Annotated in this window: 17 protein-coding genes and 1 other RNA gene; 14 read left to right on the forward strand and 4 right to left on the reverse strand. The window is 67.2% G+C overall.

The genetic code is table 11. The features are described 5' to 3' along the window. The first annotated feature begins 65 nt into the window (after nucleotides 1-65). The 4 genes from C0R46_RS07205 (at nucleotide 66) to C0R46_RS07220 (ending at nucleotide 4,471) form a co-directional block, all read left to right on the forward strand. Nucleotides 66-1,286: a type III PLP-dependent enzyme domain-containing protein gene (locus tag C0R46_RS07205; RefSeq protein WP_102958921.1), complete on the forward strand. Its 1,221-nt coding sequence runs from the start codon at nucleotides 66-68 to the stop codon at nucleotides 1,284-1,286. Nucleotides 1,287-1,510: 224 nt separating this feature from the next. Beyond that, a complete protein-coding gene (locus C0R46_RS07210; protein ID WP_245413459.1) occupies nucleotides 1,511-2,983 on the forward strand; it encodes a sensor histidine kinase in 1,473 nt (490 codons plus the stop codon). A 42-nt stretch (nucleotides 2,984-3,025) separates the two neighbouring features. Continuing rightward, entirely contained in the window at nucleotides 3,026-3,442 is a 417-nt protein-coding gene (locus C0R46_RS07215; protein WP_198598279.1) for a response regulator, read from the forward strand. A gap of 6 nt (nucleotides 3,443-3,448) precedes the next feature. Further along, on the forward strand, nucleotides 3,449-4,471 hold the full coding sequence (locus tag C0R46_RS07220) for a sensor histidine kinase (RefSeq protein ID WP_102958923.1): 1,023 nt from the start codon (nucleotides 3,449-3,451) through the stop codon (nucleotides 4,469-4,471). 431 nt (nucleotides 4,472-4,902) lie between these two features. Here the strand turns inward: C0R46_RS07220 and C0R46_RS07225 are convergent, their stop codons facing one another. Further along, entirely contained in the window at nucleotides 4,903-5,328 is a 426-nt protein-coding gene (locus C0R46_RS07225; RefSeq protein WP_425349866.1) for a DUF4112 domain-containing protein, read from the reverse strand. Between the two features lie 106 nt (nucleotides 5,329-5,434). Between C0R46_RS07225 and C0R46_RS07230 the strand changes: the two genes are divergently transcribed. Then, nucleotides 5,435-5,710 carry a hypothetical protein gene (locus tag C0R46_RS07230; protein WP_102958924.1) on the forward strand — a complete coding sequence of 92 codons (276 nt, stop codon included), beginning with the start codon at nucleotides 5,435-5,437 and terminating at the stop codon, nucleotides 5,708-5,710. 33 nt (nucleotides 5,711-5,743) lie between these two features. On the opposite strand, the gene C0R46_RS07235 is transcribed toward C0R46_RS07230, so the two are convergent. The 3 genes from C0R46_RS07235 to C0R46_RS07245 all read right to left on the reverse strand — a co-directional run bounded on the left by C0R46_RS07235 (nucleotide 5,744) and on the right by C0R46_RS07245 (nucleotide 9,279). Further along, complete coding sequence (locus C0R46_RS07235) at nucleotides 5,744-7,003, reverse strand: MFS transporter (protein WP_102958925.1); 1,260 nt, start codon at nucleotides 7,001-7,003, stop codon at nucleotides 5,744-5,746. Nucleotides 7,004-7,217: 214 nt separating this feature from the next. After that, nucleotides 7,218-8,402: a lytic murein transglycosylase gene (locus C0R46_RS07240; RefSeq protein WP_102958926.1), complete on the reverse strand. Its 1,185-nt coding sequence runs from the start codon at nucleotides 8,400-8,402 to the stop codon at nucleotides 7,218-7,220. A 106-nt stretch (nucleotides 8,403-8,508) separates the two neighbouring features. Further along, nucleotides 8,509-9,279: a glycoside hydrolase family 25 protein gene (locus C0R46_RS07245; RefSeq protein WP_102958927.1), complete on the reverse strand. Its 771-nt coding sequence runs from the start codon at nucleotides 9,277-9,279 to the stop codon at nucleotides 8,509-8,511. A 255-nt stretch (nucleotides 9,280-9,534) separates the two neighbouring features. Here C0R46_RS07245 and C0R46_RS07250 point away from each other — a divergent pair, with 255 nt between their 5' ends. From C0R46_RS07250 to C0R46_RS07290, 9 genes are all read left to right on the forward strand, one after another. Further along, nucleotides 9,535-9,729 carry a hypothetical protein gene (locus tag C0R46_RS07250; protein WP_102958928.1) on the forward strand — a complete coding sequence of 65 codons (195 nt, stop codon included), beginning with the start codon at nucleotides 9,535-9,537 and terminating at the stop codon, nucleotides 9,727-9,729. 178 nt (nucleotides 9,730-9,907) lie between these two features. Beyond that, complete coding sequence (locus C0R46_RS07255; RefSeq protein WP_102958929.1) at nucleotides 9,908-10,621, forward strand: J domain-containing protein; 714 nt, start codon at nucleotides 9,908-9,910, stop codon at nucleotides 10,619-10,621. Then, complete coding sequence (locus C0R46_RS07260; protein WP_245413460.1) at nucleotides 10,618-11,388, forward strand: peptidoglycan recognition protein family protein; 771 nt, start codon at nucleotides 10,618-10,620, stop codon at nucleotides 11,386-11,388. The genes C0R46_RS07255 and C0R46_RS07260 overlap by 4 nt, the downstream gene beginning before the upstream one ends. Nucleotides 11,389-11,451: 63 nt before the next feature. Next, nucleotides 11,452-11,893, forward strand: an RNA gene (rnpB, locus tag C0R46_RS07265) — RNase P RNA component class A. A 554-nt stretch (nucleotides 11,894-12,447) separates the two neighbouring features. Then, nucleotides 12,448-12,894, forward strand: a complete 447-nt coding sequence (gene mraZ / locus C0R46_RS07270; RefSeq protein WP_102958930.1) for a division/cell wall cluster transcriptional repressor MraZ — start codon at nucleotides 12,448-12,450, stop codon at nucleotides 12,892-12,894. After that, a complete protein-coding gene (gene rsmH, locus C0R46_RS07275) occupies nucleotides 12,891-13,931 on the forward strand; it encodes a 16S rRNA (cytosine(1402)-N(4))-methyltransferase RsmH (protein ID WP_198598266.1) in 1,041 nt (346 codons plus the stop codon). The genes mraZ and rsmH overlap by 4 nt, the downstream gene beginning before the upstream one ends. Then, complete coding sequence (gene ftsL, locus C0R46_RS07280; protein ID WP_102958931.1) at nucleotides 13,925-14,281, forward strand: cell division protein FtsL; 357 nt, start codon at nucleotides 13,925-13,927, stop codon at nucleotides 14,279-14,281. Before rsmH ends, ftsL begins: the two co-directional genes overlap by 7 nt. 95 nt (nucleotides 14,282-14,376) lie before the next feature. Then, the gene (locus tag C0R46_RS07285; protein ID WP_245413461.1) at nucleotides 14,377-16,005 is read left to right on the forward strand and encodes a peptidoglycan D,D-transpeptidase FtsI family protein; all 1,629 of its coding nucleotides are present in this window, start codon (nucleotides 14,377-14,379) and stop codon (nucleotides 16,003-16,005) included. 179 nt (nucleotides 16,006-16,184) lie between these two features. Continuing rightward, a complete protein-coding gene (locus C0R46_RS07290; protein WP_102958933.1) occupies nucleotides 16,185-16,796 on the forward strand; it encodes a hypothetical protein in 612 nt (203 codons plus the stop codon). Nucleotides 16,797-16,834: the final 38 nt, after the last annotated feature.

Here is a 16,834-nt window from a genome sequence, read left to right on the forward strand (position 1 = left end):
AACCGGCTCAACCCTGACCATGACAGTCGGCTGCCCTAGCTCCCCGCTTCCAGAGGGAGATGCCGATGCAGTTGTTCGAGACCGCCACCGATGCCGCGCTGACGCTGCGTCCCGACGTTCCCGTCTACTGCTTCCGTCCACAGGTGCTGAAGGCCGATGCCACCGCCTTCATGGCGGCCTTTCCCGGCGAGACCGCCTATGCCGTCAAGACCAATGGTGAGCCGATGGTGCTCGAAGCGCTGGCGGCGGCGGGCGTGAAGGTCTTCGACGTCGCGTCGCCCGGCGAGTTCGAGGCGGTGCGCACCGTCGCGCCCAAGGCCGGCATGCTCTACATGCATCCGATCAAGGCGCAGTCCGACATCCGGCTTGCCTTTGAGACCTATGGCATCCGCGTGCTCGCGCTCGACCACGAGGACGAGGTGGCCAAGATCCTGCGCGTGGTGCGGGCGCTCGATCTCGACCCCGGCACGATCACGCTGTTCGTCCGGCTGCAGACCAAGGGGCATGCCGCCTACGAGCTGTCGAAGAAGTTCGGCGCGGCACCCGCCCACGCGGTGGAACTCCTGCAGCGCTGCCACCGCATCGGCTTCAAGGTCGGGATCTGTTTCCATGTGGGCTCGCAGATCGAGGACCCCGAAACCTACGAGCGGGCGCTCGCCTCGGCGAACTGGGTGCGCAGCCGCGCGGGCGTGCCGCTTGCCGGCCTCGACGTCGGCGGCGGCTTCCCGGCCGAGTACGGCCATGACCCGCGCCGCCGCAAGCCGGTGATGCCGGGCCTGCCGGAGATCATGAGCCGCCTGCGCGAGGACATCGACGCCTGGGGCTTCTCCGACGTGCCGCTGGTGGCTGAGCCGGGCCGCGTCGTCGTGGCGCGCGCCTTCTCGCTGATCGTGCGTGTGCTCCTGCGCAAGGGCCGCCGGCTCTACATCAATGACGGCATCTGGGCGTCGCTGTCGGATTCCTGGACCGGCAAGATCACGCTGCCGGCGCGCTTCATCCCCGACCCCGCGCGCACGCGGCGCAACGGCAATCCGGAGACGATCGGTGCCTTCCGCGTCTGCGGCGCCACCTGCGACAGCGTCGACATCCTGTCGCGGCCGTTCTGGCTGCCGGAAACGGTGGATACCGGCGACTGGATCGAGATCGGCCATATCGGGGCCTATTCGCTGTCGCTGCGCACGCGCTTCAACGGCTTCTATCCCGACACCTTCGTCGAAGTGCGCCGCGGCTTCGACGAGGGAACGGCCGCCGAGGGTTATGCGAGTCTGGAGACGATGGCGGACTGAGCGGACCGCCGTCGTCCTCGCGGCTGCGGCTGCGACGTCGGACGCAGGGCAATGGCCGCATTTTCTGCCCGCGCCAGAGATGACGCAGCGAGCCGAACCCTTGCGAGTTTCGTTGCGGAGCAGAAACCATCCTTGCCCGCGAACGCGTCCAGCGACAAAGCGCCGTTGAGCGTCGGCCGTCTCTGCGCTATGGGCAGCTTTCTTCCCTCGATGCGGCGGCGATCTTGGTCACTTTCTCGGAACGGTTCTTCGGGCGGTTCGTCGTCAGCGCCATCGCGGCCGGCTTTGTCCTGATCCTGCTCGCGGCCGGCGCCGGTGCGTTCGTCTTCATGCGCACGCAGGAGAATGCCGACCTCATCGCGCATACGCTGGAAGTGGAAGGTGCGGTCGCCGACATCCGCACGCTGACGGAGCGGGTGGAGGTGGCGCGGCGGGGCTACCTGATCCAGCCCGATTCGCGTTTCACTACGACCTTCGAGGAGAATGCCAGGCTCCTGCCGGATGCGATCGCCCGGGCCGGCATGCTGACAAGCGACAATCCCGAGCAGCGCCCCCGCGTCGAGGAGCTGAAGCGGCTGAGCGCGCAGCAGGTGCAGATCCTGCGCCAGTCGATCGCGGACCGGGACGGCGCCGATCCGACAGCCGTCGCCGAGCGCTTCATGAACGACCTCAGCCCGACGGCGATTCGCACCATCCGCGACATCACCGAGGCCATGGCGAACGAGGAGGAGACGCTTCTGGCCGAGCGCAGCGCCACCCAGCGTCGCGACCTCGCCATCTCCTACGCGGTGCTCGGGCTGGCCGGTGCCATCCTGTTCGTGGTCGCAGGCGGCACGATCTATGTCGTGCGGCGCAACACGATCGAGCTTGCGGCCTCGCGCAACCGGCTGCGGTTGATGAACGAGGACCTGGAATCGATGGTCCAGGAGCGCACCGCCGACCTGCAGCGCGCCAATGACGAAATCCAGCGCTTCGCTTACATCGTCAGCCACGATCTCAGATCGCCGCTGGTCAACGTCATGGGCTTCACCAGCGAGCTCGACGCTGCGACCCGTCCGCTCTCCGAGATGATGGACCGGGCCGAGGCGGAGGCGCCGGGCCTCGTCAGCGAGGATGCGCGGCTTGCCGTGCGTGAAGACCTGCCGGAGGCGATCGGCTTCATCCGCTCCTCGACGCAGAAGATGGACCGGCTGATCAATGCCATCCTGCGGCTGTCGCGCGAGGGTCGCCGGGTGATCACGCCCGAGCGGCTGGACATGAACCAGATGCTGCGCGGCATCGTTGACAGCCTGCAGCACCGGCTTGTGGAAGGCGGTACGGAGATCACGCTGGGACCGCTGCCCACGGTGACCAGCGATCGCGTCGCGATGGAGCAGATCTTCTCGAACCTCGTCGAAAACGCGGTGAAGTACCTGAAGCCGGGACGCCCGGGGCGCATCACCGTGCGTGGCAAGCGGCAGGGCGACCGGGTCGTCTTCGAGGTGCAGGACAATGGCCGCGGCATCGATCCCAAGGATCACGAGCGCGTCTTCGACCTTTTTCGCCGCTCCGGCATGCAGGACCAGCCGGGCGAGGGGATCGGACTTGCCCATGTCCGTGCGCTCGCCTATCGCCTCGGCGGCATCATCGGCTGTGAATCAACGCTTGACCACGGCGCGACATTCCGCCTTTCAATGCCCGTCGAGCTGAACGCCTAAGGACTCACGCCGTTGAACACGCCCCAGTCGGTAAACATTGTCATGATCGAGGACGATGAAGGCCATGCCCGGCTCATCGAGAAGAACATTCGCCGCGCAGGCGTCACCAACGAGATCAAGCATTTCACCGACGGCACCTCGGCGCTGGCCTTCCTCTATGACGCCGAGGACGGCCCGGCGAAGAACGGCCCGGCGCTGGTGCTGCTCGACCTCAACCTGCCCGACATGAGCGGCACCGACATCCTGACCCGCATGAAGTCGGACGGGCCGTTGAAGCGCACGCCCGTGGTGGTGCTGACGACGACGGACGACAAGGTCGAGATTCAGCGCTGCTACGACCTCGGCGCCAATGTCTACATCACCAAGCCGGTGAACTACGATTCCTTCGCGCAGGCGATCCGCCAGCTCGGCCTGTTCCTGTCGGTGATCCAGGTTCCCGATCCCGAGCTCGAAGGCTGATCATCCTTGCCGCGGGTTCTCTATATCGATGACGATGAGGGCCTGCGTCTCCTGACACAGCGGGCGCTGCGCCGCCGCGGCTACGAGGTGGTGACGGCGGCGAGCGGCGACGAAGGTCTGGCGCGGCTGATCGACGAGTTCTTCGATCTGGTGGCTATCGACCACTACATGCCGGGCAAGGACGGGCTCGAGACGCTGGCGATGTTCTCGACGCTGCCGGAGATGCCGCCCGTCGTCTACGTCACCGGATCAGAGGAAAGCCGCGTCGCCGTCGCCGCGCTGAAGGCGGGCGCGGCGGACTACGTGGTGAAGACGGTCGGGGAGGGCTTCTTCGACCTGCTGTCGACGAGCTTCGCGCAGGCCCTGGAGCGCACGCGCCTCGTCGCCGCCAAGGCCGAGGCCGAGGCCGCGCTGAAGGCCACGAACGAGCGGCTGGAAGTGCTCCTCGACGAGGCGAACCATCGCGTCGCCAACAGCCTGCAGATCGTGTCCGCCTTCGTGCAGATGCAGGCCGCGGCGCTCGATTCCGAATCGGCACGGCTGGCGCTGAAGGAGACGCAGCAGCGCATCCGCGCCATCGGCCAGGTGCACCGCCGGCTCTATACGTCCGGCGACATCGAGACCGTCGACATGGCGGACTACCTGCAGACGCTGGTGCGCGAGCTGGAGGAAACCTGGTCGACGCCGGCGTCCCAGCGCTCGATCCACTTCCTGTCGGATCCCATCCGGCTTTCCACGGACCGGGCGGTGTCAGTCGGCGTCGTCGTCAATGAGCTCGTCAGCAACGCCTGCAAATATGCCTATGCCGAGGGCTCGATGGGGACGATCCGGGTGTTCCTGCGCCAGGAGGACGACGAGTTCCTGCTGGCGGTGGAGGATGACGGCCCGGGCCTGCCGGATGCGGCCGCCTCGCCGCAGGGCACCGGCATCGGCACCAAGATCATCCGCGCCATGGCCCACAGCCTCAAGGCGCGGATCGACTATGCGGCCGGACCGGGCGTCAGGGTGACGCTGCGCGCGGCGCTCTGAGGCGCCTTCCGCCCTAGAGCCTTTCACGATCAGATGGAGGCGGTTCTGTTTCTCCGGTGGCGAGGCGATCCGGCAGGAGAGACGTGCCGGTCGATGCTGGTGCATCGGCCAAGCGGCTCGACGAATCGGGCGCCCGCCGACGGGAAGCCCTGCCCGCCTGTTTGCCTTCGGCAAACGGCAGACAGGATAAACCCGTCGATCATCTCCACCGCGCCTTGGCGCGGGATGATCGATGGGCCGGGTGAATTCGGGACAATTCCATCGGGCTTCGTCTCGGCCGTAGCCCGCTACGACCTTCACCGTTCCGGGGCGAGCCACGGGTCTCGCCCGTCCTTCGGACCCCCTCGACCTTGATCCCAAATTCCCTCCGGCAGAACGCTTCCAGCTGACCGTGAAAGGCTCTAGCCGATGCGACCGGGCGGGACCGGGCTCTAGCGCCGGTGGGGCGGCGTCACGTCCCTGGCGAATTCGGCGCGATCCTCGGCGAAGTGCTCCATCATGATGTCCAGGTTGCGCCGGTGCGACTTGAAGAAGACGTCGAAGACGTCACCGAGCAGAGGCACTGCGCCGACCAGCGCGTCCGCCCCGACATTGCCGGCCATGCGCAGGAGCTTGGAGGCCGGCATCCCCATCTTGCGCGCCTCGTTGATCATATAGAGGCCGATGAGGCCGCCGGCGGCATCGCCGACGCCGGGGATGAGGCCGATGATGGAATCGGCGCCGAAGCGGATGCCGAGGCCGGGGACGCGGATCGCCGTATCCATCAGCCGGGCCAGACGCTGCAGACGCTCCAGGCGCCGCAGCCGCTCGTGGCGCGGCATGGCCGTGAACGATCCCGTTGCAGTCGCGTCTACCATGTTGCCTGTTCTCCCGGCCGTGCTGATCCATCTGAAGAGATGGTGATGCCGCACCGCTGCACCAGAGGCTTGTCCATCTGGAATGAACGCGCGGAGAGAGATTGAGATGCAGTCGGCCTATCGGCGCCTACCCAAGCTCGTGCGCTTCGTCCTCCGCAACGCGGCGATCGGCATCCTGCTCGGCTGGGCGGTGGCGGCGATCATCGTCGCGCTCGACATCGGCGGCTTCGGGACGCGGATCGGCAATGCGGAGCAGCCCTATCTTGCGGTGCTGCTGCTTGCCGCCGGCTTCGGCGTCACCTTCGGCTTTGCCTATATGGCGACCGCCGTCTGGCTGCTGCCGACCGACCAGACCGGCTTCGACGAGACGTTCAGGGACTGAGCGGCCGGAACAATCCGGCTGCGGGTGACGATCTCAGGCGGCCGCCGCCAGTGTCCGCCGGGCGGTGCGCCGGTCGCTGAGGAGCGACAGGAGGAAGACGCCGAAGCCCGCGACCGCCAGGAGCGCGCCGACCCAGCCGGTGGATTGAAATCCGTAGCCGGCGGCGATGGCGAGACCGCCGAGCCAGGCGCCGAGGGCGTTGGCGACGTTGAAGGCCGAGTGGTTCAGCGCCGCGGCCAGCGTCTGCGCATCCTCGGCAACGTCCATCAGCCGGGTCTGCAGCGACGGGCCGATGGCGATGCCGCAGCCGACCAGGAACACGCAGAGGCACAGCATCACTGGGTTCGACGCCGTCAGCCAGAGGACGGTCATGACAGCGGCGTCCCAGATCAGCACGCCGCCGATGGTGCGCATCAAAGCGCGATCGGCGAGCCAGGCGCCGACGAGATTGCCGGTGATGGCGCCGGCGCCGAAGATCGCCATGATGATCGGCACGGCCGTCTCCGGCATCCGGGCGACCAGCGTCGCGGTGGAGGCGACATAAGTGAAGACGGAGAACAGGCCGCCGAAGCCGATCGAGGCGATGCCGAGCGTGTACCAGACCTGCTTGCGGCGGAAGGCGCCGAGCTCGCGCAAGGGGCTTGCGCCCACATGCGGCTTGTCGGCCGGCAGGAAGGCGGCGATCAGCACGGCGGTGAGGATGCCGAGCGCGCCGACAAGCGCGAAGGTCACGCGCCACGAGACGATCTGACCGAGCCAGGAGGCGAGCGGCGTGCCGATCAGGATCGATACGCTGAGACCGAGCATGACGCGGCCGACGGCCTTGGCGCGGTTGTGCGGCTCCTGCATGGAGGCGGCGACAAGGGCCGCGACGCCGAAATAGGCGCCGTGCGGCAGGCCGGTGAGGAAGCGCAGCAGCGTGAAGGACGCAAAGCCTGGCGCGATGGCGCTGACGATGTTGCCGAGCGCGAAGATCGACATCAGGAGGAGCAGCAGTTGCCGGCGCGCCAGCCTGGCGGCGCAGACGGCAATCACCGGGGCGCCGACCACGACGCCCACGGCATAGGCGCTGATGACATAGCCGGCCTGCGGCATCGTGACGGCGAAGTCGCGCGCGACATCCGGCAGCATGCCCATGATGGCGAACTCGCCGGTGCCGATGCCGAAGCTGCCGACGGCGAGGGCGAATTCGATCAGCGCGATGGTGAGGAACGGCAGACGCGTCGCGGGCTCCGGCGGCAGCGTCTCGACATGCGCTTCCGTCAGGATGGTCTCGGCGGTGGTGTCGGACATGGCTGCGGCGCTTCTTTTGTCCGGCGCGGCGCCGGCATTGCGATGATCACGGAGCAGCGCAAACGGCGGGGCCGGGGACTGCCTCCGGTCGGGAGGCGTCAGTCCGCGAGTGCCATGGCTGTGTTCGAGCGCGAAGCGGCCTGTCTACCGGCTTTTGCTGCAGCGCACCAGCATCGATGCGCAAACAGACCGTCCGCTATCGGGGAATGCTGCCTCAGAGGGCGGACAGAAGCTCGCCCGTCGGCCAGCCATCGGCGGGGAGCCCGCGCTTCTGCTGCTCCTGGCGGACGGCGGCTCGCGTGTTCTCGCCGATAATGCCGTCGATGCCGCCGACATCGTAGCCCTTGTCGGTCAGCTTCTGCTGCAGCGACTTGGTTTCCTCGACATTGAGGCCCGGCTGGGGGTTGCCCATGTCGACGGGCCCGGCGCCGTCGAGCCGGGTGGCGAAATAGGCGGCGGTCAGCGAATAGACCAGCGACTTGTTCCAGCCGAGATAGATATCGAAGTTCGGGAAGGCGAGGAAGGCCGGGCCGCCGCGTCCCATCGGCAGGACGAGCGAGGCCTGCATGGCGTCGCTCTCCAAGGGCGAGCCGTCCGCCTTGGTGACGCCGAGTTCAGCAAAGGCACTCCGGGGCTCCTTGCTGACGAGCGCGGCGCGCTCCCAGGGGAAGTTCGAGGGCACGCGGACGGCCTCCAGCCACGGCTCGCCGGCGCGCCAGCCGAGCGACTGGATGTATTTGCCGGTGGTGACGAGAACGTCCGGCACGTCCTTGCGCAGGTCGACACGGCCGTTGCCGTCGGCATCGGTGCCGAACTTGATGTATTCCTCCGGCAGGAGCTGGGTCTGGCCGAGCTCGCCGGCCCAGGCCCCCTTCATCTGCGACGGCTCGAGGTCGCCGCGGCCGACCAAATCGATCGCCGCGATGAGGTGGGCGCGGAAGAGATCCGGCCGCCGGCAGTCATGGGCGAGCGTCGCGAGGGCGGGGAGCGTCTCGAAATCGCCGAGGACGGCGCCGTAGTCAGTCTCAAGGCCCCAGAAGCTCGCGATCACCGGGCCGGGGACGCCGGTCTCGGCCTCCACGGTGGAGAAGGTCGATGCGTATTTTTCCAGATTCGCCTTGCCCTGCTTCAGCCGATAGCCGCTGATCATGCGTGAGGCGAATTGCTGCCAGTTCTGCGCGAAGACACCCTGCGCGCGGTCGCGCTGCAGCACCTTCTCGTCGATGCGCATGGTGCGAACAGCCGTGTCGACGGCGTCCCGGGCAAGGCCCTTGGCGAGGGCCTCCTGGCGCACTCCGTCGAGGAAGGCCGCGAAGTCGCCGCCGCATTGCTGCGCGAACGCGGCAGGCGCGCCAGTGAGGAGGCAGGCGAGGGCGATGGCGATGCGGCGGCCGGCCATGGGCAGTCCAATCTCAGACGTCTTAACGAGCGCCAAGCGTTAGGACGTCGCCCTTAACGGGGCAAGATGGCGCTTTCTGGATCGGCCTTTCAGGGTTGGCAGACGCCTAACGCGCCCGGCGCGCCTTCAGCCACTTCACCCAGTCGGCCTTGGACCCGGCAAAGGCGTTGCGGTCGACCTCGCCCTTGACGCCCGGCACGGTGCCTGTGGCGGTCCACTGCCAGAAGCGGAAGCGGCGGGACTGGTAGACGTTGTCCGGATGGTCGGCGACGGCGCGCACCCAGAACTCGTAGTTTGGCAGGGTGCCGACCATGCGGTCGCGATGGACGTCGATCGGCACATACAGGATCGGCTTGACGCCGTAATGGCTCTCCACCGTGTCGAGGAAGTCCTTGACCTCGCGCAGGAGCTCGTCGCGCGGCGGACGCTTGGTGCAGGTCGGCGAGTCCGGGGTCCATTCGACGTCGAGCACCGGCGGCAGCGCCGCCGCGTCGCGCGGGACGTTGGCGATGAACCACTTGGCCTGCTCGCGCCCGGAGCGGCAGTGGTAGAAGAAGTGGTAGGCGCCGCGCGGCACGCCCGCCGCGCCTGCCGCGTTCCAGTTCTCGGCGAACTTGGAATCGACGCGGTCGCCGCCTTCCGTCGCCTTCAGCCAGGCGAAGGCAACGCCGCCGTCACGGGCGGCGGACCAGTCGACGTCGCCCTGGTACTTGGAGAGATCGATGCCCTGCACCGGATAGTGCAGCGCTCGTTCCACCGCGAGGTTCGACAGGCCGAGATCATCGGCGTCGAGCGCTGTGCTGCGGCAGCCGGCCACCATCAGGAGACCTGCAAGCAGCACCGCCACCGGCGCCGCGAGGCGAAAGCGATCCGTCATCGGCAGCGCACCTTGTCTGTCCATCAGAACGGCTGGCTAGAGGAACAGGCTTGAGTGACGCTGACCGTGGGCAGAAAGGCGTCGCCACCGCAATGCATCACGCCGCTCCGGACTGGTATAGATGCGCTTTGCAACTTATTACCGTGCTGCGGGGAGCGGAGGATCAGTCCTCCTTGAAACCATTTCGGGACCCCCTAAGTCGGCACACACTGGCCGCGCCCGCAAGGGCTCCGGTCTCAACAAAGAGGTATTGGGATGAGAAAGATTTCCTTGGCGCTCGGCACGTCCGCTCTGCTGCTGCTCGCAGCCTGCGGCGACAGCGAGACGACGTCGACCACGACCACGACGACCAGCGAGCCTGCTGCGTCGGGCTCGACCACCACGACGCCGCCGGCCACCACCACGACCACGCCGGGCACCAGCAGCACGACGACGACGACCAACCCGTAAGTCGCGTTCTCATCCAGGGTCCAAGCTCGCGGCGATGCGCTGCGGGCTTGGACCCATCCACAGAAGCACCCGGCCGCATCCTCCTGCGGCATAGCCAGAGCGGGCTTGGCCTCGCGCTGATGATCGCTATGATCCGCGCGCTTCGAGACCAGCGAAGCAGTCAAGCCGCGGCAACCAGATGAAATTCCTGTCCAGTCTCTCCGCGCTGTTCAGCGCGCTGCCCTCCGGCAGCCGTGCAACGCTCGACGCGCTGATCGAAGGCGTGAGGACGCTGTTCTCCGGCGATCGCCAGACGCGTCGCGGCGTGGCCTTTTCCGTCGCGATGATCGCCCTGTCGGCCAAGATGGCGAAGGCCGACGGCATCGTCACCCCCGAGGAGGTCACGGCCTTCCAGCAGATCTTCCACATTCCGGCGGAGGAGATGCGCAACGTCTTCCGCCTCTACGACCTCGCCAAGAAGGACACGGCCGGCTTCGACAGCTACGCCTCCCGGCTGGCCGGCCTCTGCCAGGACTCGGCTGGCGACTGCACGCTGCTTGCCGACGTGCTCGACGGGCTGTTCCATATCGCCAAGGCGGACGGGGTGGTGCATGAGCGCGAACTCGTCTTCCTGGAGGAGATCGCCGGCATCTTCGGCCTCAGCGAGGGCGAGTTCGACAAGATCCGCCTGCGCCATGTCGCCGGCGCGGCCAATCCGTATCTCGTTCTCGGGCTCGAGGGCGAGCCGACGCCGGAGGCGGCGCGGCAGCGCTATCTGGAGCTGGTGCGCGAGAACCACCCGGACCGGCTGGCCGCCCGCGGCGTGCCGGACGAGTTCCTGCTGATCGCCACCGAACGCATGAAGGCGATCAACGCGGCCTATGCGTCGATCTCGGGCAAGAGCGCGGCGTGAAGGCGGATAGCGAACTCGCCGGGCTCGTGCAGCCGTCGCCGAACCATGGCGAGCGGCGCAGCGGCGTTACCGAGCCGGACATGCTGATCCTCCACTATACCGGCATGGAAGACGGCGAGATGGCGCTGCGCTGGCTCTGCTCGGAACGCAGCGAGGTGTCCTGCCACTATCTCGTCCACGAGGACGGGCGCATCGTGCAGCTGGTGCCGGAGGCGCTGCGGGCCTGGCATGCCGGGGCCGGCAGCTGGAAGGGGCAGGCCGACATCAATTCGCGATCGATCGGGATCGAGATCGTCAATCCGGGCCACGACAATGGCTATCGCCCCTTTCCGGAGCCGCAGATCGCGGCCGTGATCGCCCTCTGCCAAGACATCCTTGCCCGCCGTTCCATCCCGGCCGAACGGGTGCTGGCGCATTCGGACGTGGCGCCAAGCCGCAAGATCGATCCGGGCGAGCTGTTTCCGTGGGACCGCCTGCATGCGGCCGGCATCGGCCACTGGATTCAGCCGGTGCCCCTCGGCGGTGGGCGCTTCATCTCGATGGGCGACAAGGGCGAACCCGTCGTCGCCTATCAGTCGCTGCTCGGCGCCTATGGCTACGAGGTCGAGGCGGATGGCCTCTTCGGTGAGGCGACGCGCTTTGCCACGATCGCCTTCCAACGCCATTTCCGCCAGGCCAAGGTGGATGGTGTCGCCGACCTTTCGACGATCGGAACGCTGCACCGGCTGCTGTCGAGCCTCGATCGCTCGCCCTTCGCGGCCGCCTGACCGCCGGCCAAGGCGGCCGATGCCAGCTTGACTTCGCCGGGCGCGGCGGCCACTTAGCCGACGCCAGCCGGCCGGGCGGCCGCTCCCGTCAATTCCCGAAAGGCGACGGGGGAGGAAAGTCCGGGCTCCACGGAGATACGGTGCCGGATAACGTCCGGCGAGGGAAACCTCAGGGACAGTGCCACAGAAAAGAAACCGCCCCGCCTGCAATGCGGCTCGGCGCCCGCTCAGGGCATGAGCCGCATTGCCGGCGGGGTAAGGGTGAAACGGTGGGGTAAGAGCCCACCGCGCGACTGGCAACAGGAGCGGCACGGCAAACCCCACCGGGAGCAAGACCGAATAGGAACGACGCGGGGGAGGGCCTTGCCCTTCGCCAGCCCATCTCCGGGTCAGTCGTTCGGGTGGGTTGCTCGAGGCGGCATGCAAATGCCGTCCCAGAGGAATGGTCGCCGCGCAGCCCGCAAGGGCTGCCATACAGAACCCGGCTTATAGGCCGGCTGGCACCTTACGCCGGAGCGCCAAGCGCGCAATCTGCGCGTGTTTGCAGCGTCTTCTCTACTACCTTTGAGAAGCACTCCCAAGCGAGGGCTCGCCTAGGCTGCCGTTTTTTCGGCGCAATTCTTGCCGTCGCATGGGACGGACGCTGCAGCGCGAAAAAGCCTCTTCATTTCTCAAGGTTTAGCTCCTCTAGATGACCGCTCATCTATGCTGCATTGCCGTTATCTATCATTCAGTGAATAGATCAGGGCGGCGGTAAAAAGCCGTTAATTAATAGCGGGTTAACCATGTGGCGGTAATGTGGTGGACAGCCGGACGCCCGTCCTGGTGTGGCGCAATCCCATTGACGCCCATAGGGTCCCATGTTATCCCTTTGGTCATCATCAAACGGCCGAAACCGGCCGGTTTTCACGACCATAAATCGCATCCCCGTGTGTGTCGGGGGCGGTCGGGCGGGCAGCCATGCTCGTCTTGCCGAGGTGTTCCTGTGCCGGTCGCTTGCTGGGCAAACGGGGGCTGTCATGCAGTGCGCAGGGAACGGGGAGGCGGGTCTGAATTCGGATGGAGCCGTTCCTCTCCAACTTTGTGCACAATGTCGACTCCAAGGGACGCGTGTCGGTGCCGGCAAGCTTCCGGCAGGCGCTCGCCTCGCGGGGCAATCGCGACCTGTATGCGATGCAGTCCATCACCCGGCCTGCGATCGAGGTCGGCGGGCCCGATCTCCTGGAGCGCTACGAGGCGCAGATGGTCGCCGCGGACCCGTTCGGCGAGACCTATCAGGACCTGGCGCTGCTGGCCTATGGCGACGGCGCCTTCCTGAAGTTCGATTCCGAGGGGCGGATTTCCGTGACGGACTTCATCCGGCAGCACACGGGCATCACCGACAAGATCGTGTTCGTCGGCATGAAGCACTTCTTTCAGCTATGGGAGCCAGCGCGCTTCGAGGCGCAGCGCGCGGCGGCGCGCGCACGCCTGTCAGCGCCGGTTCGCAAGAGTTCACCGGAATGATGGCGGGCGACAACGGGCATCCCGTGGTTGGCGGACCAGCCCCTCACATTCCGGTGCTCCTATCCGAGGTGCTGGAGGCGCTGCAGCCGAAAGCCGGCGAGCGCCACATCGACGGCACGTTCGGCGCCGGCGGCTACACCCGCGCGATCCTCGATGCTGGAGCGGATGTGGTGGCGATCGACCGCGATCCCACCGCCATTGCTGAAGGACAGGCGCTGGTCACGGCCTCGGGCGGACGGCTGCGCCTCGTCGAGGGGCGCTTCGGCGATCTCGGCACGATCGCCGGGCTGACGGCCGGCGGGGTCGACGGGATCGTTCTCGACATCGGCGTCTCCTCCATGCAGATCGACCAGGCCGAGCGTGGCTTCTCCTTCCAGAAGGACGGGCCGCTCGACATGCGCATGGGACGGCATGGGCCGAGTGCGGCCGACGTCGTCAACCGGCTGAAGGCGGGCGATCTCGCCCGCGTCATCGCGTTCCTTGGCGAGGAGCGGCATGCCGGCCGCATCGCCCGTGCCATCGAGGCGCGCCGCGCCGAGCGGCCGTTCGAGACGACGCTCGATCTCGCCGGCGTCGTCGGCAAGGTCGTCGGGCGCTCGCCCAAGGACAAGATCGATCCGGCGACGCGCACGTTCCAGGCGCTGCGCATCTACGTCAATGACGAGCTCGGCGAGCTGGCGCGCGCGCTGGTGGCGGCCGAAGAGGTGCTGCGCCCCGGCGGGCGGCTCGTCGTCGTCACCTTCCATTCGCTGGAAGACCGGATCGTCAAGCGCTTCTTCCGCGACCGTTCGGCGCCCCCGACGGGCTCGCGGCATCTGCCTGATATCGCCGAGGTCGCTCCGACCTTCACCGCCCGCAACAAGGCCGTCGCCGCGACGCCGGAGGAGGCCGACGCCAATCCGCGCGCCCGATCCGCCAAGCTGCGCGCCGGGCTTCGCACCGACGCAGCCGCGACGGATGCGCGCCGCGCCTTCGACTTCGCCGATCTCCCCTCGCTCGCCGACCTTCCTCAAACCGGAGCCCGACCGTCATGCTGAAGACGATCGACATCGTTCTCATCGCCTTGATGGTCTCGGCCGCAGCCTGGACCTTCGGCATCAAATACGACGCCGAGAACATCGAGGAGCAGGTGGCCAAGGTCTCCCGCAAGATCGATCTGGAACGCGAGACCATCGCGCTGCTCGACGCCGACTGGAGTCTCCTCAACCAGCCGGCTCGGCTGGAGCGTCTATCCGACGCCTTCAAGGGCGATCTCGCGCTCGAGCCGGTGCGGCCCGACCAGATCGTCGCGCAGGATGAGCTGCCTGCGCAGCCGGTTCTGATGGTGCCGAACGAGAGCACCACGCTCGGCGGCTTCGCGGATGCCTCCGGAACCGTGGTGAGATGAGACTTAAACGCCTCAGAACGCTTCTGACGCGGCCGGCCCCGCTGCCGCCGAAGGCCGATCCGTTCGGCCGTCGGCAATGCAGGGCCGTGCCGCCGATGAACCGGTCGCGCATCGTCATCGCGGTCGGGCTGTTCTGTGGCGTCTATGCGGTCATCGGGGGCAAGCTGGTCCTCTGGGGCGGCATGCCGGGTGCGCAGGATTTTTATCAGAGCGCCTATGACGAGGTCGTCGCCCCGCGTCCCGACCTTCTCGACCGCAATGGCGAGGTGCTGGCGACCGACATCCGCACGGCCTCGCTGTTCGCCGAGCCGCGCCGCATCGTCGATCCCGAGACGACGAGCGCGCAGCTGCGCGCCATCCTGCCGGAGCTGGAGCCCCGCACCCTTCACAACCAGCTCGCCAGCAATGCCGGCTTCGTCTGGGTGAAGCGGGAACTGACGCCGCGCCAGCAGCGCGAGCTCCGCGACCTCGGCCTTTCCGGCATCGGCTTCAAGACCGAGAGCAAACGCTTCTATCCCAGCGGGCCGACAGCCGCCCACGTCGTCGGGATGACCGACGGCGAGGGGCAGGGTATCGCCGGAATGGAGAAGTTCATCGACGCCCGGAACACTGCAGCGCTGCAGACGGCTGCTGCGGGCGGATCGGAGCCGGACCCGATCCGGCTCTCGCTCGACCTGCGTGTCCAGTACATTCTGCGCGACGAGCTGTCGGCCGCCATGCGACGCTACAAGGCCGCCGCGGCCGGTGGCGTCGTCCTGAACGCCGAGACGGGTGAGGTGGTGGCGCTGGCTTCGATGCCGGACTTCGACCCCAATGCGCCGGCGATTGCGTCCGGATCCGGCACGACGAACCGCATGGCGGCCGCAAGCGCGGAGATGGGGTCGACCTTCAGCGCCTTCACCACCGCGATGGCGCTGGAGTCGGGCAAGGTGACGATGGCGGACCGCTTCGACGCCTCAGAGCCGATCCGTATGGGCTCGGCCATCGTCAGCGACGATCACGGCCAGCGGCGCGCGCTCAGCGTCCCTGAGGTGTTCCTCTACTCCTCCGCCATCGGCGCGGCGAAGGAGGCGGAGGCGGTCGGCATTCCCTACCATCAGGCGTTCCTGACCAAGCTCGGCCTGCTCACGCGCATGCGGACCGAGCTGCCGGACGTCGCCATGCCGGTGCAGCCGGCCGCATGGACGGCATCGAACCAGGCCGCCATCGCCGCCGGGCGGAGCGTCGAGACGACGCCGCTGCAGACGGCGGTCGCCGCCGCCGCGCTGATCAATGGCGGCAAGCTCGTACCGCCGACTTTCCTGCCGCGTAGCCGCGCAGCAGCCGACGCCATGGCCGTGCGGGTGGTCAGTGGCAAGACCAGTGAGACGATGCGGGCGCTCTTGCGCCTCAACGTCGTCGACGCCCGCGGCTCAGGCGCTTCGGCCGATGTGCCGGGCTTCAGGGTCGGCGGCAAGACGGCGACGACCCACAAGGCCGGAGAGGAGGGGAAAGAGGGCGCCAAGACGTTCAACGCCTTCCTGGCCGCGTTTCCGGCCGAGGATCCGCGCTATGTCGTGCTGATCACCGTCGACGAGCCAAAGCCGGAAGAGGGCAAGGCGGTTGCCACCGCCAGCATGAACGCGGCGCCGACGGCCGGTGCCGTCATCCGCCGTTCCGCCGCGCTCCTCGGCGTCAAGCCGAAGTTCGGCGATGCCGGGATGTCGCTGCTGGTGTCGTACTAAGGCAGTCTGAAGGCCGCTGCGATCGTTCCTGCAGCGGTTTATTCGTCATCCCCTGTCCCAGTGCCTTCGGCCCCATCTCGTCAGCGGCTGCTCTGGAGCGCTCGACTCGAAGAGTCCAGAAGACGCTGCATGCCGGTGCCGCTGAGTGCCGGTTCCTTCTCAAGCCAACGGGTAGCAGCATGCGCCTTGTGTTGTGCCTGATCATCTCCGTGTTCGGCACTGCCGTTGCCAAGGCAGAGAACGGATTGGCTGCCGAGTGGCGTGATCTCTGGACACGCTGTCGTATCGCCATCGAGACCGGTGCGCCTGCTGACACACACGGTCTCATCAACCTCGGCTTAGTGAGAGCCTTTGTAAAGCCCGTCATGGTTGAGGGCTACACGGTTCTCCCGGGCTACGAATATGACGAGCAACGGTGGACCCGCAGAGGCAGCCGCCTGAACATCTTTGAGACGGAGATCCCGAAGGGCGGAGGCGTCCGTCGACGCTGCGACGTCAGGTTTGCATCTTGGGATGACCGTCTATCGCCTGACCAGGCGAAAGCGCTGACCCAAGCCTTCCTCACTGAGCGACAGACGCTTCTCGCAGCCGGCCGGCACGAGGTCCGTGATCCGGATGCTGTTCCCGACACCGGTTTCCTCGGCGTAGGACCGAAGGCACTCAACCCGAACGGCTGTCGTGTCATGTCGACCCTGATGATAGGCATCGGCGGGCAGTGGAGCTTTTCATCCTTGAGTGCTGAGCAAACCGTGGGCTGCAGCGGGCCGTCTCTCCTCAGGCCAAAGCCTTGATCGATCTTCGGCCGTGCCCGGATCATCGACCAGAGGTA

The organism is Mangrovicella endophytica, assembly GCF_002893625.1.
Lineage (GTDB): Bacteria > Pseudomonadota > Alphaproteobacteria > Rhizobiales > Rhizobiaceae > Mangrovicella > Mangrovicella endophytica.